The organism is Raineyella sp. (assembly GCF_034933565.1).
In the GTDB taxonomy this organism is placed as follows: domain Bacteria; phylum Actinomycetota; class Actinomycetes; order Propionibacteriales; family Propionibacteriaceae; genus Raineyella.
In genome coordinates, this window is record NZ_JAYFNG010000015.1 from 41,096 (window position 1) to 62,783 (window position 21,688).

The window sequence follows — 21,688 nt, forward strand, 5'->3', positions numbered from 1 at the left end:
GCCCGCGGAACACTCGTGGTGAGCCGCTCGAAGCAGTCGCAGTGAACTGCTCCGAGCCTCGCAGTGAGCCGACACTCACAGTGGGCCGCTCGGAGCAGTCGGGGTGAGCTCTCAGTCCGCAGCCAGTGGGTTGCGGACCGGGCTCAGCGGCAGCAGCGTACGGCCGCTCGGACCGACCTGGATCTCGGTGTCCAGCTGCGGGCAGACGCCACAGTCGTAGCAGGGGTTCCAGCGGCAGTCGTCGACCGGCTGCTCGTCGAGGGCGTCCTGCCAGTCGTCCCACAGCCAGTCGCGGTCGAGACCGGCGTCCAGGTGGTCCCAGGGCAGCACCTCGTCGTAGTCGCGTTCCCGGGTCGTGTACCAGGCGATGCCGACGCCCTGCGGGGCGAGGGTCCGCTCCGCCGCCCGCACCCAGCGTTCGTAGGAGAAGTGCTCCGACCAGCCGTCGAAGTGGCCGCCGTCGCGCCAGACGGCCTCGATCACCGCACCGACCCGGCGGTCGCCGCGCGACAGCATCCCCTCGACGATGCCCGGCTGGCCGTCGTGATAGCGGAAGCCGATCGAGCGCCCGTAGCGCTTGTCGGCCCGGATCACGTCGCGGAGCCGCTCCAGCCGCCGGTCGGTGGTCTCGACATCGAGCTGGGGGGCCCACTGGAACGGCGTGTGCGGCTTCGGCACGAACCCGCCGATCGAGACCGTGCACCGGATGTCCTTGCGCCCTGACACCTTCCGACCGGTCTCGATCACCTTGCGGGCCAGGTCGGCGATCGCCAGGACGTCCTCGTCGGTCTCCGTCGGCAGGCCGCACATGAAGTACAGCTTCACGTTGCGCCAGCCGTTGGAGTACGCGGTGGCGACCGTACGGATCAGGTCCTCCTCATCGACCTGCTTGTTGATCACCCGCCGCATCCGTTCCGAGCCGCCCTCGGGGGCGAAGGTCAGGCCGGAGCGTCGGCCGTTGCGGGACAGCTCGTCGGCCAGGTCGATGTTGAAGGCGTCGACCCGCGTCGACGGCAACGACAGCGACACGTTCGACCCCTCGTAGCGGTCGGCGAGCTGCTTGGTGACCTCGGCGATCTCGGAGTGGTCGGCCGAGGACAGTGACAGCAGGCCGACCTCCTCCAGACCGGTCGCCTCGAGGCCCGCCTGGACCATCGCGCCGATCGTCTCGATCGACCGTTCCCGCACCGGACGGGTGATCATCCCGGCCTGGCAGAACCGGCAGCCGCGAGTGCACCCGCGGAAGATCTCGACCGAGTAGCGCTCGTGGACCGTCTCGGCGAGCGGGACCAGCGGGTGCTTCGGGTAGGGCCACCGGTCGAGGTCCATCAGCGTGTGCTTGCGGACCGCGTACGGCACGGTGGGACGGTTCGGCGCCAGCCGGCGGATCCGGCCGTCCGGCAGGTAGTCCACGTCGTAGAACCGCGGCACGTACACCCCGCCCGACTCCGCCAACCGCAGCAGCAGCCCATCGCGACCACCGGGCCGGCCCTCGGCCTTCCACTCCCGGATCACGGCCGAGATCGCCAGCGAGACCTCCTCCCCGTCGCCGAGCACCGCGGCGTCGAGGAAGTCGGCGATCGGCTCCGGGTTGAAGGCGGCATGACCACCGGCGAGCACGATCGGGTCGTCCTCGCCACGGTCGGCCGCGTGCAACGGGATGCCGGCCAGGTCGATCGTCTCGAGCATGTTGGTGTAGCCGAGCTCGGTGGAGAAGCTGAAGCCGAGCACATCGAAGGCCCGGACCGGCCGGTGCGTGTCGAGAGTGAACTGCGGCACACCCGACTCGCGCATCATCGCGGCCAGGTCCGGCCAGACGGTGTACGTCCGCTCGGCGAGGATCCACTCCCGCTCGTTGAGGATCTCGTAGAGGATCGCCACGCCCTGGTTGGGCTGTCCCACCTCGTACGCGTCGGGATAGCAGAGGCACCAGCGTACGTCGGTGCTCCCCCACTCCTTGACGACGGAGTTCAGCTCCCCGCCGACGTACTGGATCGGCTTGCTGACCCGCGCCAGCAGGGGCTCGAGTCGCGGGAACAGCGATTCAGGGCCGCTGCTCGCCGCCAGGTCCGGGTGGCTGGTCGCGATGCTCATAGGGGCCCAGACTATCCCCCGATTCCCGACTGTCCGAGTCCCTGGCCGGTGGGAGGGATGTCCCCGCCGGTGGGAACGACATCCCGGCCGGCGGGAGGGAGGTCATGGCCGGTGGCGGCAGCAGGTCGAGGCCGGGGGCGGCCGTCCGGGTCACTCCCCGTCGGCGGCGGACCAGATCAGTGAGGAACACCAGTCCGACGCCGACGGCGAGCGGGAGCAGCACCGCAGGGGAACCGGAGCCCGCACCCCGGTCGCCGATCGACGCATAGTCACCGGTCAGCACCACCGGGATGAGGCCGGTCAGGTTGTTGGCCGTGTGGAACATCACTGCGGCCTCCAGGCCGCCGGTCCGCCAGGTCAGGGCACTCATCACCAGACCGAAGCCGAAGTAGAAGGCGTTCAACCACGGGTCCGCGGCGGCGTGAGCGGTCATGAACAGCAGCGACGACACCGCCACGCCCACCACAGTGCCCACCGCCGGCTGCGGCACCATCGCCGCGAAGCAGCGCGGCAGCAGGCCGCGGAACGCCCACTCCTCCCCCGCACACTGCAGCGGGGTGGTGAGCAAGGTGAGACCGAGCATCAGCCACACCGACGGGGTGAGGACAGGGGTCGGGAACCCTCCGGTGGCGGCAGTGGAGACCGTCAGCAGCACGCACCAGGGCAGCCCGACCACCAGCAGGCACCAGCCCAGCCAGCGCCACCGGAACCGACCGACGACCGACGCCGACCACCCCGGGGTCTGGCCGAAGAACACCCGGGCGAGCAGCATCACCAGGGGGATGAGCAGCGCCAGCCCGAGGTTGTTGCCGATGAAGGTGGCCGGTCCGATGGGGATCACCCCGTTCGCCGCGCCGCGCAGGTCCTGGGGGCTGACGGCGCCGAGGATGACGTCGACGATCAGGCCGGCGGCGGCCAGCACGCCGTCCACCACCAGGAAGCCGACGAGCAGCGCCAGCGCCGCCAACAGCCCCTTCCACCAGCGGTACCGGGGCGTCCGGAGGAAGCCGTAGTAGTCCTGGCTCCGCACCGGCAGCGCAGGGGGCGGTGGGAGGAGGGCGGTGCGACCGGGACGAGTCATGCGCAGATCCTCTCAGCCGGTGGCCCCGGGACCGCCGCGGCCCTCGGGATCGGCACGCGCCCGCTCCGCGACCGCCTCCGCCAGCTCGTCGGCGACCAGCGTGCGCGGGTCGACCAGCCGGGCCCGGTAGCCGGTGCGGGCCACCACATGGGAGGCCAGGGTCACCGTCATCATCTGCAGGATGGTGACCAGGGCGAGCAGGAAGAAGGCCGACCAGGTCCGTACGTGCAGCACCACCCCGACCAGCAGCACCAGCAGCCCGAGGCTCTGCGGCTTGGCCGCCGGGTGCATCCGCGAGATCAGGTCGGGGAACCGGACCAGGCCCACCGCAGCGGTGAGACACAGCAATGCCCCGACAAGACACAGCACCGCCGCCACCAGATCGAGGATCGCGCCGATCATGCCGCCCCTCCCGACCCGTCCGGGGCCCCCGACCTCTCCGGGCCTCCTGATGTCTCCGAGTCCCCTGATGTCTCCGAGTCCCCCGGTGTCTCCGGGCCTCCTGATGTCTCCGGGCGCGCCGGTGGCTCGGGGCCGGCTGCCCCGGGAGCGGGCACGTCCGGGCCGCTGTCTCCGAGTGGCGTGACCGGGCCGCCGGGTCCGGGAGCCGTGGGCGGGGTCGACGCCGGCCGTTCCGCCCGCACGGTAGGTCGGCGTCCCTCGCCCCGTCGACGCGAGCGCCGCCCGACCTCTCCGGCCGATCCGGGCACCTGGTCGTGGACGAAGCGGGCCATCGAGATCGCTCCGATGAACCCGACCAGGGACAACGCCAGCAGGATCGGCAGTGTGGTGAGCCGGTCGCTGAGGACGATCTGGAGGGCCAGCCCGCCGACCGCGATCCCGACCATCAGGTCGCTGGCGATGATCCGGTCGAGACTGGTGGGCCCCTTCGCGAGCCGGAACAGGGTGACGGCGGCGGCCAGACCGAGGACGGCGACCGCCACCACCGCCACCGCCCCCTGGACCGCCTCGATGCTGTCCACCGCGGTCATCGGTCCACCTCCGGATCGGTCGACGGGAGATCCCCGGCAACGGCTCGCGGCGCACCCGCCGCCGGCTCGGTCACCGCCCCGGCGAGTGGGACCGCGCCGGGTGGGGAGCCCAGCGCCGCGAGTTCCTCGTCGGTGCCGAAGGCACGGATCACCCGTTCCTCGACCGTACGGACGGTCGCGTACGCCTCGTCCAGGTGCGACCGGTCACGGACGTCGAGGACGTGGACGAAGACCTGGGACGGCGCACGGGTCTGCTCCACGACGACCGACCCGGGGACCAGACCGATGAGTTCGACGATCATCGCGATCAGCAGGTCGGAGTTCGTCCGCAGTCGCACCCGCACGATGGCGCTGCGGACCGGTCGGCGCCACGCCACGGCGAGCACCGCGACCCGCCAGGACGACTCGACGAGGTCCAGCAGCGTGCTGCCGACCAGCCGGATCACGCCCAGCACCCGGATCCGGCCGCGGAAACGGATCGCCGGCAGCGGGAACAGCAGCGCCACCCCGCCGGTGACGATCAGACCGCCGAGGATCGTCTTCACATCCGCGCGGCCCCACAGGATGCACCAGATCAGGACGCCGATCAGGATCGACCGCCAGCCGGGCCGGACCCGCCGGGTGGGCACCCGGCTGCCGTCCCCGCCGCGAGGCTCCCGGCTCATCGCACCCCCTCCGGCAGCACGGCGGCGGCGTACGCGCCGCTGCGCGCGTCGTGCGCCGCCCGGTCGGTGAACCCGAACAACGGGCCGCCGAACACGGTCAGGGCCAGGCTGACGGCGATCAGCGCCCCCGCGACGGCGGCCATCGACGGCTGCAGCGGCAGGCCCGCCTCGACCAGCTTGCCGTCCTCGTTCTCGACCAGGGGCATCGCCTGCCAGAACGCCCGGTTCCAGATCTTCGCCACGGCGAACAGGGTGAGCAGGCTGGTCAGCAGCACCGCCCCCACTCCGACCCCGGCCAGCCAGTCGTGGGCGCCGAGGCCGGCCCGCAGCAGTCCGACCTTGCCGATGAAGCCCGACAGCGGCGGGACACCGGCCAGGTTGAGCGCCGGGACCAGGAACAGCGCGCCCAGCACCGGCGAGGCGGACGCCAGCCCGCCCAGCTCGTTCAGCGAGGTCGAGCCGCCACGGCGTTCGATCAGACCGGCGACCAGGAACAGGGCGGTCTGGACGAGGATGTGGTGCGCGGTGTAGAAGATCGCGCCCGACAGGCCGGCGTCGGAGTCCAGCGCGATGCCGAAGACCATGTAGCCGATGTGACTGACCAGGGTGAAGGAGAGCATCCGTTTGATCTCGCCCTGGGCGATGGCGCCCAGGATGCCGATCACCATGGTGAGGATGCCGATCACCAGCATCGGCACCTGCAGTGCGTTGTCGGGGAAGAGCACGGTCTGGGTCCGGATCATCGCGTACACCCCGACCTTGGTGAGCAGGCCGGCGAACACCGCGGTGACCGGCGCCGGGGCGGTGGGATAGGAGTCCGGCAGCCAGGCGGACAGCGGGAAGACGGCGGCCTTGATCCCGAAGACGGTGATCAGCAGGAAGTGGATCACCTGCTGGACCTCGACCGGCAACGTGGCGAGCCGGGCCCCGGCCTGGGCCATGTTGACCGTGCCGGTCGCGGCGTACACGGCCGCCAGCGCGACCAGGAAGAGCAGTGAACTGACCAGGGACACCACGACGTAGGTGGTGCCGGCCCGGATCCGCTCCCCGGTGCCGCCCAGGGTGAGCAGCACGAAGGAGGCGAACAGCAGCATCTCGAAACCGACGTACAGGTTGAACAGATCGCCGGTGAGGAAGGCGTTCGACACCCCGGCGGTGAGCACCAGGAAGGTCGGGTGGAAGATCGAGATCGGCGTCTCACGGCGGCGCTGCTCCTCCTCCTGGCCCAGCGAGAAGAGCAGGACCAGCAGGCAGATCACCGACGACACCAGCAGCAGCAGCGTCGAGAGCCGGTCGGCCACCAGCGAGATGCCCTGCGGTGCCGGCCAGCCGGCGATCCGGGCCACCTGCGTACCGACCCGATCGGCCCGGTACGCCAGCACGGCGGCGACGGCCACGATCAGCGCCAGGACGGTGACGGACACGGCACGCTGGGCGTTCGGCCGGCGCCCCAGGATCAGGGTCACACCGGCCCCGAAGAGGGCCAGCAGGATCGGCATCGGCACCAGCCAGGTCATCGATCCCCCTCCCCCGTTCCTGTCCCGATGACGGTCCCCTGGCCGGTCCCAGGACCGGGCCCGGCGCCGGTCCCCGCTCCCGCCTGCCCGGCAGGATCGCTGCCGGCCTCCTCACCGGGCTCGCCACTGATGACCCCGGCGTCGTACGACTCGGAGGCCTCGTCCAGCAGCGCCAGGCGGCGGATGACGGCGTCCTCGACGTCGTCCTGGACCTCGTCGTGGCCGTTCACCTGGAAGGCCCGGTAGGCCATCGTCAGGAGGAACGCGGTGGTCGCCAGGGTGATCACGATCGAGGTCAGCACCATCGCCTGCGGCAGCGGGTCGGTGATCGCGTCGCGCGGGCTGATGCCGATGAAGGCCGGCAGCCGTGCCGGCCCGGCGATGATCGGGTAGAGCAGGTTCACCCCGTTCGAGGCGAGCAGGATCCCGATCAGGATCCGGGTGAGCGATCGCTCCAGCAGCAGGTAGACCCCGCAGGCGATCAGGAAGCCGGCGACGAGGAGGAGCGTGAGGTCGGGCGCCATCACACCTCCGTCTCGCGGGGTTCCTCGAACGGGCGGCCCGGCAGTCGCAGTGCGCTACGGCCGCCGCGGACCCCGCCGCCCTCGGCCGGGTGCGGGGCCCGGTCCTGCTCGGTCTGGACATCGATGCCGGCGCCCAGCGAGCGGGCGATGTCGAGCAGCAGCCCGATCACCACCAGGTAGACGCCGATGTCGAAGAAGACCGAGGTGACCAGGTGGATGTCGCCCAGCAACGGCCATGTCCGGCCGAAGGCGTGCGCCTCGGCGAGGAACGGCAGGTGGATGTCCACCGCGTACGACTCCAGCACCGAGCCGCCCACCGCAAGCGGCGCGACCGCGGAGCCGACCGCGACCACCATGCCGGAGCCCAGCACCGCACCGGCGTCGACCGGGGCGGCGTCGTCCAGCTCGTGCCGGCCCCCGGCCAGGTAACGCAGCACGAGCGCCAGCCCGGCGATCAGCCCGCCGGCGAACCCACCTCCCGGCCAGTTGTGGCCGGCCATCAGGACGTACCCGGAGGTGATCATCATCACCGGGAACAGCAGCCGGGTGACCACCTCCATCACCAGTGAGCGTCGCAGCGGGGACAGCGCCTGACCGCCGCGCAGCCAGCTGTAGCGGGTCCCCCGGCCCTCGGCGCCCGTCGGCTCGCGGCCGGCCGGGGCCCGGGTCGGAGCCGGCGTCCGGAGGCTGTACCGGGCCCTGATGAAGATCAACGAGGCGACGCCGGTGGCCGCGAGCAGCAGGACGGAGATCTCCCCCAGGGTGTCCCAGGCACGGGCGTCGACGAGGGTGACGTTGACGATGTTGGTGCCGTGCCCGATCTCCCAGGCCTGGGTGTACAGCTCGGTGGACACCGGCTCGGCGACCCGGGCGGTGGCGGCGACCAGGACCGCGCCGACGACCGTGCCGGCGACCGCGATGGCGAGCACGACCCGCCACCACCGCATCGAGGTCAGCGGGCGGTCGGTGAAGTACTTCGGCAGCTTCCGCAGCACCAGGACGAACACCACGATCGACACCGTCTCGGTCAGCACCTGGGTGAGGGCCAGGTCGGGCGCCCCGTGGATGAGGAACAGCAGGGCCAGGCCGTAGCCGGTCACCCCGACCAGGATGACCGCCTTGAGCCGGCCACGGGAGCTGGCGGCGAGCCAGGCCGCGACGCACATCACCGCGCCGATGATCGCCTGCACCGGCGTGTCCCAGAGGCGTACGCCGGTGCCGAGGCCGGTCTGGGTGAAGACCGCGGTGCCGGTGAACAGCACCAGCATGCCCAGGATGGCGGCGAGGTAGAGCGGCAGCGAGCCCGGCTGGACCCGCGAGGTGACCTCCACCGCCAGCCGATCGAGCCAGCGGATGAGTCGGTGGAAGGTCTGGTCCGCCGGCGGGATCGCCGGCATCGTCTCCTGCAGGGCGCTGACCCGGTCGCGGAGGACGAACATCAGGCCGCCGAGCACCCAGGCCGACACCGACAGCGCCAGGGCCGGGGTGAACCCGCTCCACAGGGTCAGCCCGTGCGACGCCTTGCCGACCGGGAGGGTCTCGCCGTACGGCGCGATGATCCCGGTCCATTCCGGGCCGAGCGCGCCGAGGACGACGCAGACCGCCCCCAGCAGCAGCGGCGCCGTGGCGAAACCGACCGGTACAGCCTGGACCAGGGTCCGCTTCGGCACCGCCGGCTTGGTGGCGAACGCACCCCACAGGAAACGCAGCGTGTAGGCCACGGTGAGGACCGAGCCGACGACCAGCAGCGCGGCCATCACGATCGAGGGTCCGGGGAGCATGCCGGTGCCGTCGGAGGCCGGGTCCACGGCCCAGTTGACCACCGCCTCGAAGGCGGCCTCCTTGGCCAGGAAGCCGGCGGTGGGCGGCAGGCCGGCCATCGCCATCCCGGCCAGCGTGGCCGCGGTCGCGACCCAGGGCAGCTGGCGTCCCACGGCGGACAGCTCACGCAGGTCGCGGGTGCCGGTCGAGCGGTCGATGATGCCGACGGTGAGGAACAGGGTGGACTTGAACACGGCGTGGGCCACCAGCATCGCCAGCCCGGCGACGGCACCGGCTCTGGTGCCCGAGCCGAGCAGCACGACGAGGAAGCCGAGCTGGGAGACCGTGCCGTACGCCAGCAGGAGCTTGATGTCGTGCTGGCGCAGCGCCCGGTAGCCGCCCAGCACCATCGTCACGGCGCCGACCGTCATCACGATCGGGCGCCATCCCGGCACCCCGGCGAAACCGGGCGCCAGCACCGCCAGCAGGTAGACGCCGGCCTTCACCATGGCCGCCGAGTGGAGGTAGGCGGAGACCGGGGTGGGCGCCGCCATCGCCGCGGGCAGCCAGAAGTGGAACGGCACCTGGGCGGACTTGGTGAGGGCGCCGAGCAGCACCAGCACCACGGCACCGACCACGCCGGCCCCCCGCGGTGCCGCCGCCACCACGGCGGCCAACGAGTAGCTGTGCGCGGCCGCGCCCAGCATCAGCAGCCCGGCGAGCATTGCCAGGCCGCCGAAGCTCGTCACCAGCAGGGCGGTCAGCGCGGCACCGCGGTTGGCGGCGCGCAGCGGGTTGTGCCCGACCAGCAGGTACGAGAAGACGGTGGTGAGCTCCCAGAAGACGTACAGGTAGAGCAGGTTGTCGGCGCTGACCAGGCCGAGCATCGACCCGGCGAAGGCCACCAGCAGGCCCGCCACCCGGGCCTGGGGCGGGCCGCCGGCGAAGTACCAGCGGCAGTAGAACAGCACCAGCGCCCCGACGACGCTGACCACCAGGCCGAGCACCCACTGCACCAGCCCGATCCGCAGGTCGAAGGTGAGGCCGATGCCGGGCACCCACGGCTGGTGGACGACATAGGCCCCACCGGCCGTGATCGTGGGGTGGAGCGTGGCCAGCCACACCGCGGCCGCGGCGGGGGCCAGGGCGAACAGGAGGAAGACGCGCCGACCGAGGAGACGACTGAGTGCCGGCGCCAGGATCGCCAGCCCGAAGTGGGCGGCGATCAGGACTGGCACTGACCGCCCGGCCCGGAGGCCAGGGAGGGGAACCAGAGGGCGATCTCGCGCGCAGCGCTCTGCGGGCTGTCGGACCCGTGCACGAGGTTGGCCTGGTTGGACAGCGACCAGTCACCACGGATGGTGCCGGGCGCGGCCTTGCGGCCGTCGGTCGCCCCGTTGAGGGCCCGGACGGCGTCGACCGCGGCATCACCCTCGAGGACGAGGGCGACCAGCGGGCCCGAGGTGATGAAGTCGCGCAGCCCGGGGTAGAAGTCCCGCTCGAGGTGCTCGGCGTAGTGGGCGTCGGACCGGGCGGCGTCGATCGTCCGCAGCTCCATCGCGACGATGCGCAGCGACTTGCTCTCGTAGCGCGCCAGGATCGGTCCGACGAGGCCCCGCGCGACGGCGTCAGGCTTGATCAGGACGAGAGTGCGCTGCGCTTCGGTCATGGCGCCACCCTAGCGGACTCAGGCGGTGCGGCCGGTCTCGATCCGGCGCCCGAGTACGTACATGGCCAGGTAGATGCCCGCGAAGACGCCGCCGACCACGAACATGATCGGGCTGACGATCCCCAGGGCGATGCCGGCCACCTGGGCGGCCCAGCCCAGCACCTGGCCGTACGGGCCGCGCCTGAGCAGGACGCCCGCCACCAGCGCGAGCAGGGCCGCGGCGCCGCCGAAGGCACCGGCCAGCGCCGGGCGTACGCCGTCGACCATGATCATCACCGCGAGGGACAGGCCGAAGACGACCACCTCGCAGTAGAGGGTCATCAGCAGCACCCGCATCATCGGGTTGTCCTTGCCCAGCAGCACGGTCAGTCCTCCCCTTCGGCGCCCCAGCCGGTGGTGCCGATCTCCAGTTGGGCCGCGACGTCGGTGGTCGCCGCCCGGGCGGCCGTCCGGCTCTCGCCGGCGGCCCGTTCCCCGGGTACGAGGATCCCACGGGCCTCGCCGATCCCGATCACCGTGCCGGTGACCAGAATGCCCGGGGTCGGCGGCACCGCGTCCTCCCCCGCCAGCAGCTGCGGATCGACCCCCTCGGCCATCAGTGTGTCGGCGATCAGGGTGGCCTGTTCCAGCGCGTCGGCCATGGTCGGCGCGACCCGCACCCGGTCACCGCCGAAGATCTCCCGGGCGAGCTCGCCGAGTTCCTCGGGGGTGAGGGCTCGGGTGGTCGAGGCGACGGTGGTGACGACGATCTGGTGCATCACCGGCTCGAGGGTCTCCAGGACCTGGCGGACGTCCTTGTCCCGCATCGCCGCGAAGACGCCGATCAGTGGGCTGAAGGTGAACGCCTCCTGGACGGTCCGGGCGACGGCCGCGGCGCCGTGCGGGTTGTGCGCCGAGTCGAGGACGATCGTCGGCGAGGTACGGACCACCTCCATCCGCCCGGGGGCGACGACCTGGTCGAAACCGTCCTGGATGACCTCGGGGGTGAGCGCCTTCATCCCGAGGAAGGTCTCGACGGCGCTGATCGCCAGGGCGGCGTTGTGCGCCATGTGTTCCCCGTAGAGCGGCAGGTGCAGGTCGCGGACCGGGCCGGAGCCGGCGTTCACCGCGATCACCTGGCCGCCGAGCGCGGGCGTCCGGTCGATCAGGCCGAAGTCGACGCCCTCCGCGCAGACCAGCGAGCCGGTCTCGGTCGCCCGGCGCAGCAGCACGGTGGCCACCTCGAGCTCCTGACCGGCGGTCACGACGTGGCTGCCGTCCTTGATGATCCCCGCCTTCTCGGTGGCGATCTCGGTGAGGGTGTCGCCGAGGATGTGCATGTGGTCGTAGCTGATCGGGGTGAACACCGCGACCGAGGCGTCGGCGACGGAGGTGGCGTCCCACCGACCCCCCATCCCCACCTCGACGACCGCGACGTCGACCGGCGCGTCGGCGAAGGCCGCGTACGCCATGCCGGTGATCACCTCGAAGAACGTCATCGGGATGCCGTCGAGCTTCTGCTCGTCGACCATCGCCACGTACGGGGCGATGTCCTCCCAGACCTCGTCGAACCGTTCGACGCTGATCGGGGCGCCGTCGATGCTGATCCGTTCCCGGACGTCGGTGAGGTGCGGCGAGCTGAACCGGCCGGTCCGCAGCCCGACCGAGCGCAGCAGCGCGTCGATCATGATCGCCGTGCTGCCCTTGCCGTTGGTGCCGGTGATCTGGATCACCGGCATCGTGTGCTGGGGGTCGCCGAGGAGCTCGCACAGAGCCCCGATCCGGGCCAGGGACGGGCCGACCCGGTGCTCGGGCCACCGCGAGGTGAGCTGCGCGGTGAGGACGCGGTGGTGGGCCTCGCCGTTGAGCGCGGCCGACGGGTCAGGGGGAATCTCAGACATATCGTCCCGCAGTCTAGACGCGCCACGCGGTCGGCAGCTGCCGCGGACCGACGGTGCCCGGCCACCACGCACCGGGCCACCGGGCCACCGGGGCGGGCGGACCGGCCCGCACCGCCGCGGGAGTCCTGCCGGCCCCCATTAGACTTTCAACATGATCCCCGCGACCCACTCTCTCGACGCGCCCGCCCCCGCGTCGGGCACCGGTCCCGCCGGCTCGCGCCTCCTGGACCGGATCGGCCTGGTGTGCCGGCTCGGGCTGGGCGGCGTCCTGGTCGTCGCGGGCGCGCTGAAGGTCACCGACCTCGAGCAGTCCGTGCTCGCCGTCCGCGGTTACCAGGTGCTGCCGTATGAGCTGGCCGTGGTGGTCGGCCACGCGCTGCCGCCACTGGAGATCATCGTCGGCCTGCTGCTCATCGTCGGGCTGTTCACCCGGTGGGCGGCTCTGGTCGGCAGTCTGTTCATGGTCGCGTTCGTCGCCGGGATCACGCAGGCCTGGGCCCGGGGCCTCACCATCGACTGCGGGTGCTTCGGCGGTGGCGGCCAGGTGGCGGCCAACCAGACGAAGTACGGCCTGGAGATCCTGCGCGACGTCGGTCTGACGGCCCTCGGCGTCTTCCTGGTCGTCCGCCCCCGTACGTCGTTCGCCGCGGAGGATCGGCTGTTCGCCGTCACCCCGACGGTCCTCGACGACGCCCCGCGCGACCCGGACGACCGGCGTGGCACGGACGACCGGCGTGGCACGGGCGAGGACCCGTCGGGGCCGCGCTCCTGAGCCGCTGAGACCCGGCCGACCGGCGCTCCGACCGGCCGTACGATCCGGAGGAGCCCGGCGCCCGCACGATGCGACGCCGGGTCGGACCGGCCGCATGACACGATCACCGCCAGCAACGAGTGAAGGAAGGCTCCTGGATGAGCAGCAAGAAGTCGGCAGGCCCCACCCCGGCGAGCAACCGCCGGGCCCAGCTGCGCGCACAGGCCGAGGCCGACGCGAAGCGCGCCCGGACCCGGAAGATCGTCATCACGGCCGTCTCGGTCGTCGCCGTCGCCGTCCTGGTCATCGGCGGTCTGGTCTGGGCACAGGGACGTTCCAAGCCGGCCGCGAACGGCGCGGTCCCGCCGAACACGACGGCGGCGGGCACCGGCATCATCGTCAATCCGGGCAAGGCGGACGGCAAGCCGGTCGTCGAGCTGTTCTTCGACTACCAGTGCCCGGGCTGCGGCTCGCTGGAGCGGTCCGCCGGTCAGTACATCGTCGGCGGCGCCCAGCACGGTGACTACCAGCTGATCTACCGGCCGATGACCTTCCTGGACACCAACCTGCGCAACGACGCCTCGCTCCGCGCGGCGAACGCGGCGGCCTGTTATGCCGAGGTCGGCGACTATGCCGCCTACCACCAGGCGGTGTTCAACAACCAGCCCACCCAGGAGGGTCAGGGCTACTCCGACGACCTGTTGCGCAACCAGCTGCCCGCCCAGCTCGGCACCACCGGCGACAAGCTGACGCAGTTCCAGCAGTGCTACGACACCGGCAAGTACAAGAGCTTCGCCAACCGGACGAACACCGCCGCCGCCAAGGACGGGGTGACCGGCACCCCGACGGTCCGGGTGAACGGCAAGAATCTGGACCTTTCCACGCTGACCGCGGCCGACCAGTTCGGTGCCGCCGTCGCCAAGGCCGCCGCCGGGCAGTGACCGGAACCCGTCGGACCACCTGACCCGGTCCGTCGGACGAACCGACCGGAGTCGTCAGGCCAACCTCCCGGGCTCTGTCAGGCCGACCGGCAGGGCCTGCCCCGGAGACACCCCGGACTCTCCCGGCGCCCCACCCGGGACGGCTCTCGTGCCCGGCCGTGACCGGTCTCGCCCCCACCTGTGATGTGCGTGGGGGCGAGGCCGGTCCGTAAGATGCACCCCATGAGCGAACCCCTCCGGAACACCCCGTCCACCCCGGCACCGCCCCGCGCGGTCACCCCGGTAGGCGAGGCCCGAGTACCGGAGAAGCCCGCTCTGGAAGGGCTCGAGGACACCTGGGGCAGCCGCTGGGACGAGGGCGGGACGTACGCCTTCGACCGGTCCGTGCCGCGCGCCTCGGTGTTCTCCATCGACACCCCGCCGCCCACGGTCTCCGGCTCCCTGCATGTCGGCCACGTGTTCTCCTACACGCACACCGACGTCATCGCCCGCTACCAGCGGATGCGCGGCAAGGAGGTGTTCTACCCGATCGGCTGGGACGACAACGGCCTGCCGACCGAGCGGCGGGTGCAGAACTACTACGGCGTACGGTGCGACCCGTCGATCGCGTACGACCCGGACTTCACCCCGCCGGCCAAGCCGGACCCCAAGCGCCAGGTGTCGATCAGCCGCCGCAACTTCGTCGAGCTGTGCCACCGGCTGACCGCCCTGGACGAGCAGGTCTTCGAGAACCTCTGGAAGCACGTCGGCCTGTCGGTCGACTGGAGCCTGCTCTACACGACGATCTCCGACGAGTCGCAGGCCGTCGCCCAGCGGGCCTTCCTGCACAACTTCCGGCGCGGCGAGGCGTACATGTCCGAGGCGCCGACGATGTGGGACATCACTTTCCAGACCGCGGTCGCCCAGGCGGAGCTCGAGGCCCGCGACTACCCCGGCTTCTACCACGCGCTGAACTTCCACCGCCCCGACGGCGGCGAGGTCGTGATCGAGACGACCCGGCCCGAGCTGCTGGCCGCCTGCTGCGCCCTGATCGCCCACCCCGACGACGAGCGCTACCAGCCGCTGTTCGGCAGCACGGTGACGACGCCGGTCTTCGGGGTCGAGGTGCCGGTGCTGCCCCACCGCGACGCCGAGCCCGACAAGGGGTCGGGTATCGCGATGTGCTGTACGTTCGGTGACCTCACCGACGTCACCTGGTGGCGGGAGCTCAACCTGCCCACCCGGACGATCATCGGCCGCGACGGCCGACTGTCCCGTGAGACCCCCGACTGGGTGGTCAACGCGGCGGCGTACGAGCGGATCGCCGGCAAGACGACCTTCTCGGCGCGCGAGGAGACCGTGGCGATGCTGCGGGAGAACGGCGAGCTCGTCCGTGATCCCGAGCCGACCCAGCGCAAGACGAACTTCTACGAGAAGGGCGACAAGCCGCTGGAGATCGTCTCCACCCGTCAGTGGTACATCAGCAACGGCGGCCACGACGAGGCCCTCAAGCAGGCGCTGCTGCAGCGCGGCGAGGAGCTCGACTGGGTGCCGGCACACATGCGGCACCGCTACGAGGACTGGGTCGGTGGCCTGAACGGTGACTGGCTGATCTCGCGCCAGCGCTACTTCGGCGTGCCGTTCCCGGTCTGGTACCGGCTGGACGCCGACGGCGAGCCCGACCACGACCACCCGATCATCGCCGACGAGGACAAGCTGCCGGTCGACCCGGCCTCCGAATGCCCCGCCGGCTACGACGAGTCGCAGCGCAACCGGCCGGGCGGATTCATCGCCGACCCCGACGTGATGGACACCTGGGCCACCTCGTCACTCACCCCGTGGATCGCCGGTGGCTGGGGCCGCGACGAGGAGCTGTTCGGGAAGGTCTTCCCGATGGACATCGCCCCCCAGGCACACGACATCATCCGCACCTGGCTGTTCTCCCGGATCGTCCGGTCGCATCTCGAGTTCGACTCACTGCCGTGGGCCCGCGCCACGATCTCCGGCTTCGTCGTCGACCCCGACCGGAAGAAGATGTCGAAGTCGAAGGGCAACGTCGTGGTGCCCTCGGAGATCCTGGAGAAGTTCGGGGCCGACGCGGTGCGGTGGCGCGCGGCGATGGCCCGGCCGGGCATGGACTCCCCGTTCGACGAGAAGCAGATGAAGGTCGGTCGCCGGCTGGCGATGAAGATCCTCAACGCGTCGAAGTTCGTCCTCGGCTACGGCACCGCGACGGATGCCGCCGCCGTCACCGAGCCGGCGGACCTGGCGATGCTGACCGCGCTGGCCGACGTGGTGCGCCGGGCCACCGAGGCCTTCGAGGCGTACGACTACTCGGTCGCGCTGGAGACCGCGGAGAAGTTCTTCTGGCAGTTCTGCGACGACTACCTCGAGCTGGTCAAGGAGCGGGCGTACGGCGCGCAGGGCGAGGCGAAGGCCGCCTCGGCGCAGAACGCCCTGGCCCTTGCCCTCAAGGTGCAGCTGCGGCTGTTCGCGCCGATCATGCCGTTCGTCACCGAGGAGGTCTGGTCCTGGTGGCAGGAGGGCTCGGTGCACCGCACCGCCTGGCCGACCCCCGGCGAGCTGACCGACGGGCTGACCGCGGTCGGCGACCCGGACGTGCTGACCGACGTCGCCGCGGCCCTCGAGCTGCTGCGCGGCGCCAAGTCGGCGGCCAAGCGGTCGATGAAGACGCAGATCACCGCCGTGACCATCAGCGGACCACGCGACTCCCTCGCCCTGCTGCAGGCTGTCGAGGCCGACCTGCGCGCCGTGGGCCGGATCGTCGGGGAGATCACCTGGGCCGCCGGTGACGGGCCGATCGCGGCCGAGGTGGAGCTGGAGCCCGAGCAGGACGCCGTCCGGTGACGCAGCCATTTCATGCAGCGAAACCCTGGCGGGCCGGAGAGGCCGACTTAGGTTAGGCTGCACACCGGCTCCGCTCGAGCGGGCGGAGTACGGATGACGCCCCGAGGGGGGCGATGTGTGGCTGAGTGTCCTTGGGGGGATGGAAGTAGTGGTCGCAACAATTGTTCAGGTGATTGCCACCATCACACTCATCGGCTTCCTGAGCATGCATCGTTGGCGGCGCTACTTCGCCCGGCGGTTCCGTAACGGTGGAGTGATCCGGCTCGCCATCGTGGCGGTGCTGCTGGGGGTCTCCTCGGTCGGGATCCTCGACCTGCTCTACCCCGGCACCGGCCCGCGCGGGATCGCCGAGGTGGAGCTGGCCACGATCCTCGTGGCGGGTCTGTTCTTCGCGACCCTTCTCGCCCAGGGACGGATCGTCCCCTCGGCCCGCCAGACCCACCAGCGGTATCTGTTCGTCGGGGCCCACCCGGACGACTTCGAACTGGCCTGTGGCGGCACGGTGGCCATGCTCGTCGATGCGGGACACGAGGTGCGGGGCATCACGATGAGCCACGGACACGAGGGCGGCAACTCCGGCACGCGACTCGACGAGGCCCGTGAAGGGGCGAAGTTCCTCGGGATGGCCTCGCTCGAGATCCATGACTTCCCCGACACCACGCTGCACAGCGTGGAACGCGAGATGACGCTGGTGGTGGAGCAGGCCATCGATGAGTTCGAGCCGGACGTCATCTTCACCCATTCCGCCCACGACCAGCACCAGGACCACGCCTCCGTGCACGCATCGGTCCTGCGGGCGGCCCGGTTCCAGTCCTCCATCCTGTGCTTCGAGTCGCCGTCGGTGACCCGCCTGTTCGATCCTTCGGTGTTCATGGACATCACCAGGTATCTGGACGTCAAGGTCCGGGCCGTCCAGGTGCACCGGGACCAGTCGGGCAAGCCGTACATGACGGCCCAGCGGATCAAGGGGTTGGCCGCCTTCCGTGGCGCTCAGGCCAAGGTCTCGGCGGCCGAGGGATTCGAGCCCGTGCGCCTGCTCACCTCCGCCATCGGTCAGCACTGAGGAGACCTGTATGAAGACGATCCTGATCACCGGAATCGGTGGTCCGGCGGGCCGCTCCCTCGCCGAGCAGTTCTCCTGCCTCGACGGTGATGACCCCCGGTGCGACGACACTGACTATGTGGTCATCGGCGCGGACATCCAACCGGTGGACACCCCTCATGTCACCCGTACGGTCGTCGTCCCCCGGGCCGACGATCCGGCCATGGTGCCTGCTCTCATCTCCCTCGCGGCAACGCTGAAGGCGGACCTCGTGATCCCGACCGTGGCCGATGAGCTGGCCGAGGTCGCGGTGGCGTCCGAGTTGTTCGCCCCGATCCCGGTGGTCATCTCCGCTCCCCGTGGTGCCGGGCTCTGCCAGGACAAGAAGTTCACCATGGATGCCCTGGACCTGGCGGGGATCCCCACGCCCGGGGCGCTTCTGCCCACCGAGTTCGTGTCGGCGGAATCGGCCGGAGCGACCCTGGGGTGGCCGTTCGTTATCAAGCCGCGGGTCTCCCGCGGTGGCCGGGGGGTGATCGTGGTGGACACCCCCGACGACATCGACTGGACGACCCTCGGTCCGGCCCATGTGCTGCAACGCTTCGCACCGGGCACCGAATACGCCCCGCAGGTGTACCGCTCGCCCCGGACCGCCGAGGTGACGGTCGTCGTGCTCGAGAAGACGGCCCTGAAGCAGGGCCGGGTCGGCAACGCCGAGTCGGTCGTACGACTGCCGACCTCCGCGGCCCTCGACGTGGTCCACCTGGCCGCCGCCACCGCCCGGGCGCTGGACCTGACCGGCCCGATCGACATGGACATCCGACGCATGCCCGACGGAAGCCCGGTGGTCCTGGAGGTCAACGCGCGGTTCGGGGCGAACTCGGCCCACGCCCCTGAGCTGTTGCGCGCGACGCTGGCGGACTACTTGGCCTCATGATTCTTCCCCCGCAGTTCGTCTACGACCTCCTGGTGGCGCTGATCGTCATCGGGACCGTCATCCTCGTGCTGGGTCTGGTCAAACTGGTGTACGTCCCGCTGGCCGGCTGGTTCGAGGTCAGGGACCGGTGGCGTCGTCGACGTCAGCGGCGTGGCGGTCCTGCGCCGACCGCGCTGGCAGGGCCGTCGACGTTCGTCAGCGTCGTCGTGCCCGGCTACAACGAGTCGGCCGTCATCGCGAACTGCGTCCACTCGGTCGTGGCGAGTGCACACACGAATCTCGAGGTCATCCTGGTCGATGACGGATCCAGCGACGACACGTACGCCATCATGCAGTCCCTCGCGGACCAGTACGACGTCGTCCGGGCGATCACCCAGCCCAACAGCGGGAAGGGCGCTGCCCTGAACCGAGGGGCGCAGGAAGCGAGTGGGGAGATCCTGCTCTTCGTCGACTCCGACGGCGTCTTCCTGCCGGACACCATCACCGAGCTGTTGCGCGGCTTCGACGATCCTCGGGTCGGGGCCGTTTGCGGCGACGACCGTCCGGTCAACACGGACCGCCTGCAGACGCGGCTGCTCACCGTCATCAGCCACGTCGGCACCGGCCTCGTCCGCCGGGCGCTGCACATCCTCCGGTGCCTGCCGATCGTGTCCGGCAACATCGGCGCCTTCCGCCGTGACGCCCTGCAGGAATCCGGGCTGCTCCGGGAGGACACCCTCGGGGAGGACCTGGAGCTCACCTGGCGGCTCAGGTCGTTCGGCTACCGGGCGGCGTTCGCCCCCCGGGCCCTCGTGTACGCCGAATCGCCCTCCAGCCTGCGGGGACTGTGGAAGCAGCGGGTGCGGTGGGCCCGGGGGCTGTTGCAGACCGTACGCATCCATGCGCGGATGATCGCCAACCCGCGGTACGGGACATTCGGCGCCTACCTGTTGTACACGGTGCTGTCCATGATCCTGTTCCCGATCCTGCAGCTCGCGGTGCTGCTGATCGCCACCGTGCTCCTCACCGCAGACGTCACGCTGCTCCCGGTCAGCGTCTGGCAGCTGCTGCTGTGGCTCGGCCTGCCGCTCGCCATCGGGCTGGTGATCTATGCGATGGTCCTCAACCGGGCGCTGCAGGACCTCCGCTTCGCCTGGACCCTGCCGCTGTGGCCGGCATACTCCGTCCTGATGAGCTTCACGATGCTCCGGGCCCTCTGGCTGGAGGCGACCAACGCGCCGGCCCGGTGGAACAAGCTCGAGCGGACCGGTGTCGTCTCGGTCGGGGCGGCCCGGTCCGGGCTGGAGGAGACCGCGCTCACCCGCGGCGCCACGGTCCCCTCGCCGGAGGACGACGTCCCCACCGAAGTGATCGAACTGCCACCGGACGGGGCCGCCGGATCCGGTGGCCGGCTCCCGTGGGGCCCCTTCGGAGGGCTGACCGGCAACCGCGCCATGGCACGGCCGTTCCCCCTGCCCTCCCAACGCTCCGCCGCGACCTGCCTTCTCCCCGACTCCGTCGCGCTGCAGCTGCGGCCTCACGAGCACCGTGCGCCGCAGCTCGGACGTCCTCTGCCCACTCCCAGCGCCGATGTCCGATCCGGCCGGAGCCGTCGGGTCGACGCCCGCCCCACCCCGGCACAGCCCTCACCGGATGACCCGTGGCGCCGCCCCACCCCGGCGGAACCGTCACCGGACGACCCATGGCGCCCCACCCCGACCTTTCCCGACCGGCCGACGGCGATGGCCGATCTGTTTCCCGGTCCCGCCCACGAGGAGTGAGATGAAGCGCTGGATGGTGCTGCTGGATGTGCTGCTGGCCGCCCTGCTGGTGACCGGGTGTGCCCCGTCCGGCAGGTCCGGTCCCCCCGCGACAGGCGGCCCGGGCACTGCGGCGACCTCAGCGGCCGGACGCCAGGTGGCCGGACACCAGGAGCCGGGACTGCGGGCGATCAATTTCGGTTTCGAGAACGTGAGCGACCCGCACACCGACTGGAAGAAGATCGACCAGCAGCTGGAGGCGGCGAACGTCAATGCCGTCAGCATCGCTGTCGGTCGTCCTGAGTGGACGGCCTTCCCGTGGCCGGGCCACCTGGACTCGGCCGCCGCCGACGGGCCGGACAAGTACCGCGACTTCGTCGGCGCGGCGGTGAACGAGCTGCAGACCGATCCGAGCGGACAGCGACGCCACGTGAGCCTCGGCATCGACCTTCTCCTGCCGGCCACACTCAAGAAGAATCCGAAACTCGCCGGGGTCGACGCCGACGGGAAGGTGTCCGACGGGTTCGCCTCGCCCGCGGCTTTCGACACGACGATCGGGACCCAGATCGACGAGATGGTGAACTATCTGGGCACCACCTACCACCCCGACGAAGTCGTGCTGACCGAGCTGTTCCTCGACCGGTTCGTCTTCAGCTCCGCCGACCTCGACCTGTACCGGAAGGACACCGGGGCGAAGGACTGGCCGCGTACGAAGGACGGCAAGCCCGACCTGCAGAACGCCGCCGTGGTCAAGTGGCGCTCCGAGGTGCTGGCACGCGTGGTGAGCAGAGCCCGCGACGCCGCGCATGCCGCAGGGACCACCCTGGCCGTCGATGTCCGGGTCAACTGGGCGGACCCGGCCGCGGGGCGTCCTGACAGTGCCCAGGACTACGCGCTGCTGAAGTCGAGTGCCGATCGGCTGGTGCTGTGGGCCTACCCCGGCATGTCAGGGCTCGACGGCAGCGCCGTCGGCAAGCTCACCACGGGGCTCACCCGCGGGGGATACGACCCGGACAGGCTGACCATCTCGGTGGGACTGTGGTCCGCCTCCGGAGGCAACGGCCAGCCGGGGACGACCAGCGGCGAGGGCGTCATCGATGCCCGGACCCTGGCTGCCTCCCTCGCGTCGGCTGCGGATGCCGGCGCCCGGTCGATCTCCGTGACGCCGTACTCGCTCCTGACCGACAAGGACTGGGACGTCATCAAGGCTGCCTGGGGTGGCTGACCTGACGTGGCCCCCGGCCCCCG

General features: G+C 71.0%; 17 protein-coding genes and 1 pseudogene. 7 read left to right on the forward strand and 11 right to left on the reverse strand.

What is annotated here, in order from left to right; all coding sequences use genetic code 11:
* Positions 1-111 precede the first annotated feature (111 nt).
* Genes VB059_RS05430 through VB059_RS05480 form a run of 11 tightly spaced genes read right to left on the reverse strand, consistent with a single transcriptional unit; the run spans position 112 to position 12,183 of the window.
* Positions 112-2,094 (reverse strand): TIGR03960 family B12-binding radical SAM protein, encoded by a 1,983-nt coding sequence (locus VB059_RS05430; RefSeq protein ID WP_323421003.1) that lies wholly within the window; start codon positions 2,092-2,094, stop codon positions 112-114.
* Positions 2,045-3,175 carry a type II CAAX endopeptidase family protein gene (locus VB059_RS05435; protein WP_323421004.1) on the reverse strand — a complete coding sequence of 377 codons (1,131 nt, stop codon included), beginning with the start codon at positions 3,173-3,175 and terminating at the stop codon, positions 2,045-2,047. The genes VB059_RS05430 and VB059_RS05435 overlap by 50 nt, the downstream gene beginning before the upstream one ends.
* A gap of 12 nt (positions 3,176-3,187) precedes the next feature.
* The gene (gene mnhG / locus VB059_RS05440; protein WP_323421005.1) at positions 3,188-3,577 is read right to left on the reverse strand and encodes a monovalent cation/H(+) antiporter subunit G; all 390 of its coding nucleotides are present in this window, start codon (positions 3,575-3,577) and stop codon (positions 3,188-3,190) included.
* Positions 3,574-4,167, reverse strand: coding sequence for a monovalent cation/H+ antiporter complex subunit F (locus tag VB059_RS05445; RefSeq protein WP_323421006.1), 594 nt, complete (start codon positions 4,165-4,167; stop codon positions 3,574-3,576). The genes mnhG and VB059_RS05445 overlap by 4 nt, the downstream gene beginning before the upstream one ends.
* On the reverse strand, positions 4,164-4,832 hold the full coding sequence (locus VB059_RS05450; RefSeq protein WP_323421007.1) for a Na+/H+ antiporter subunit E: 669 nt from the start codon (positions 4,830-4,832) through the stop codon (positions 4,164-4,166). Before VB059_RS05450 ends, VB059_RS05445 begins: the two co-directional genes overlap by 4 nt.
* On the reverse strand, positions 4,829-6,349 hold the full coding sequence (locus tag VB059_RS05455) for a Na+/H+ antiporter subunit D (protein ID WP_323421008.1): 1,521 nt from the start codon (positions 6,347-6,349) through the stop codon (positions 4,829-4,831). The genes VB059_RS05450 and VB059_RS05455 overlap by 4 nt, the downstream gene beginning before the upstream one ends.
* Complete coding sequence (locus tag VB059_RS05460) at positions 6,346-6,873, reverse strand: Na(+)/H(+) antiporter subunit C (RefSeq protein WP_323421009.1); 528 nt, start codon at positions 6,871-6,873, stop codon at positions 6,346-6,348. The genes VB059_RS05455 and VB059_RS05460 overlap by 4 nt, the downstream gene beginning before the upstream one ends.
* Positions 6,873-9,872, reverse strand: a complete 3,000-nt coding sequence (locus tag VB059_RS05465) for a Na+/H+ antiporter subunit A (protein WP_323421010.1) — start codon at positions 9,870-9,872, stop codon at positions 6,873-6,875. The genes VB059_RS05460 and VB059_RS05465 overlap by 1 nt, the downstream gene beginning before the upstream one ends.
* Positions 9,860-10,303: a nucleoside-diphosphate kinase gene (gene ndk / locus VB059_RS05470; protein ID WP_323421011.1), complete on the reverse strand. Its 444-nt coding sequence runs from the start codon at positions 10,301-10,303 to the stop codon at positions 9,860-9,862. Before ndk ends, VB059_RS05465 begins: the two co-directional genes overlap by 13 nt.
* 18 nt (positions 10,304-10,321) lie before the next feature.
* Positions 10,322-10,666 (reverse strand): DUF4233 domain-containing protein, encoded by a 345-nt coding sequence (locus VB059_RS05475; RefSeq protein ID WP_323421012.1) that lies wholly within the window; start codon positions 10,664-10,666, stop codon positions 10,322-10,324.
* 2 nt (positions 10,667-10,668) lie between these two features.
* A complete protein-coding gene (locus VB059_RS05480) occupies positions 10,669-12,183 on the reverse strand; it encodes a folylpolyglutamate synthase/dihydrofolate synthase family protein (RefSeq protein ID WP_323421013.1) in 1,515 nt (504 codons plus the stop codon).
* Between the two features lie 223 nt (positions 12,184-12,406).
* Between VB059_RS05480 and VB059_RS05485 the strand changes: the two are divergent.
* From VB059_RS05485 to VB059_RS05515, 7 genes and pseudogenes are all read left to right on the forward strand, one after another.
* Positions 12,407-12,835, forward strand: a pseudogene (locus VB059_RS05485) (DoxX family protein); the annotation flags it as partial.
* A gap of 257 nt (positions 12,836-13,092) precedes the next feature.
* Positions 13,093-13,875 carry a DsbA family protein gene (locus tag VB059_RS05490; protein WP_323421015.1) on the forward strand — a complete coding sequence of 261 codons (783 nt, stop codon included), beginning with the start codon at positions 13,093-13,095 and terminating at the stop codon, positions 13,873-13,875.
* A gap of 222 nt (positions 13,876-14,097) precedes the next feature.
* Entirely contained in the window at positions 14,098-16,722 is a 2,625-nt protein-coding gene (valS, locus tag VB059_RS05495) for a valine--tRNA ligase (protein WP_323421016.1), read from the forward strand.
* Positions 16,723-16,891: 169 nt separating this feature from the next.
* Positions 16,892-17,785 (forward strand): PIG-L deacetylase family protein, encoded by an 894-nt coding sequence (locus VB059_RS05500; RefSeq protein ID WP_323421017.1) that lies wholly within the window; start codon positions 16,892-16,894, stop codon positions 17,783-17,785.
* Positions 17,786-17,795: 10 nt separating this feature from the next.
* On the forward strand, positions 17,796-18,701 hold the full coding sequence (locus VB059_RS05505; RefSeq protein WP_323421018.1) for an ATP-grasp domain-containing protein: 906 nt from the start codon (positions 17,796-17,798) through the stop codon (positions 18,699-18,701).
* Complete coding sequence (locus VB059_RS05510; protein ID WP_323421019.1) at positions 18,698-20,461, forward strand: glycosyltransferase; 1,764 nt, start codon at positions 18,698-18,700, stop codon at positions 20,459-20,461. Before VB059_RS05505 ends, VB059_RS05510 begins: the two co-directional genes overlap by 4 nt.
* Before the next feature lies 1 nt (position 20,462).
* Positions 20,463-21,665, forward strand: coding sequence for a hypothetical protein (locus tag VB059_RS05515; protein WP_323421020.1), 1,203 nt, complete (start codon positions 20,463-20,465; stop codon positions 21,663-21,665).
* Positions 21,666-21,688: the final 23 nt, after the last annotated feature.

Excerpts from the sequence above, each read along its gene's own strand:
- VB059_RS05435 (WP_323421004.1), bottom strand. The coding sequence starts at position 3,175 with ATGACTCGTCCCGGTCGCACCGCCCTCCTCCCACCGCCCCCTGCGCTG.
- valS (WP_323421016.1), top strand. The coding sequence starts at position 14,098 with ATGAGCGAACCCCTCCGGAACACCCCGTCCACCCCGGCACCGCCCCGC.
- VB059_RS05510 (WP_323421019.1), top strand. The coding sequence starts at position 18,698 with ATGATTCTTCCCCCGCAGTTCGTCTACGACCTCCTGGTGGCGCTGATC.
- mnhG (WP_323421005.1), bottom strand. The coding sequence starts at position 3,577 with ATGATCGGCGCGATCCTCGATCTGGTGGCGGCGGTGCTGTGTCTTGTC.
- VB059_RS05505 (WP_323421018.1), top strand. The coding sequence starts at position 17,796 with ATGAAGACGATCCTGATCACCGGAATCGGTGGTCCGGCGGGCCGCTCC.
- VB059_RS05515 (WP_323421020.1), top strand. The coding sequence starts at position 20,463 with ATGAAGCGCTGGATGGTGCTGCTGGATGTGCTGCTGGCCGCCCTGCTG.
- VB059_RS05455 (WP_323421008.1), bottom strand. The coding sequence starts at position 6,349 with ATGACCTGGCTGGTGCCGATGCCGATCCTGCTGGCCCTCTTCGGGGCC.
- VB059_RS05460 (WP_323421009.1), bottom strand. The coding sequence starts at position 6,873 with ATGGCGCCCGACCTCACGCTCCTCCTCGTCGCCGGCTTCCTGATCGCC.
- ndk (WP_323421011.1), bottom strand. The coding sequence starts at position 10,303 with ATGACCGAAGCGCAGCGCACTCTCGTCCTGATCAAGCCTGACGCCGTC.
- VB059_RS05480 (WP_323421013.1), bottom strand. The coding sequence starts at position 12,183 with ATGTCTGAGATTCCCCCTGACCCGTCGGCCGCGCTCAACGGCGAGGCC.
- VB059_RS05430 (WP_323421003.1), bottom strand. The coding sequence starts at position 2,094 with ATGAGCATCGCGACCAGCCACCCGGACCTGGCGGCGAGCAGCGGCCCT.
- VB059_RS05490 (WP_323421015.1), top strand. The coding sequence starts at position 13,093 with ATGAGCAGCAAGAAGTCGGCAGGCCCCACCCCGGCGAGCAACCGCCGG.
- VB059_RS05445 (WP_323421006.1), bottom strand. The coding sequence starts at position 4,167 with ATGACCGCGGTGGACAGCATCGAGGCGGTCCAGGGGGCGGTGGCGGTG.
- VB059_RS05450 (WP_323421007.1), bottom strand. The coding sequence starts at position 4,832 with ATGAGCCGGGAGCCTCGCGGCGGGGACGGCAGCCGGGTGCCCACCCGG.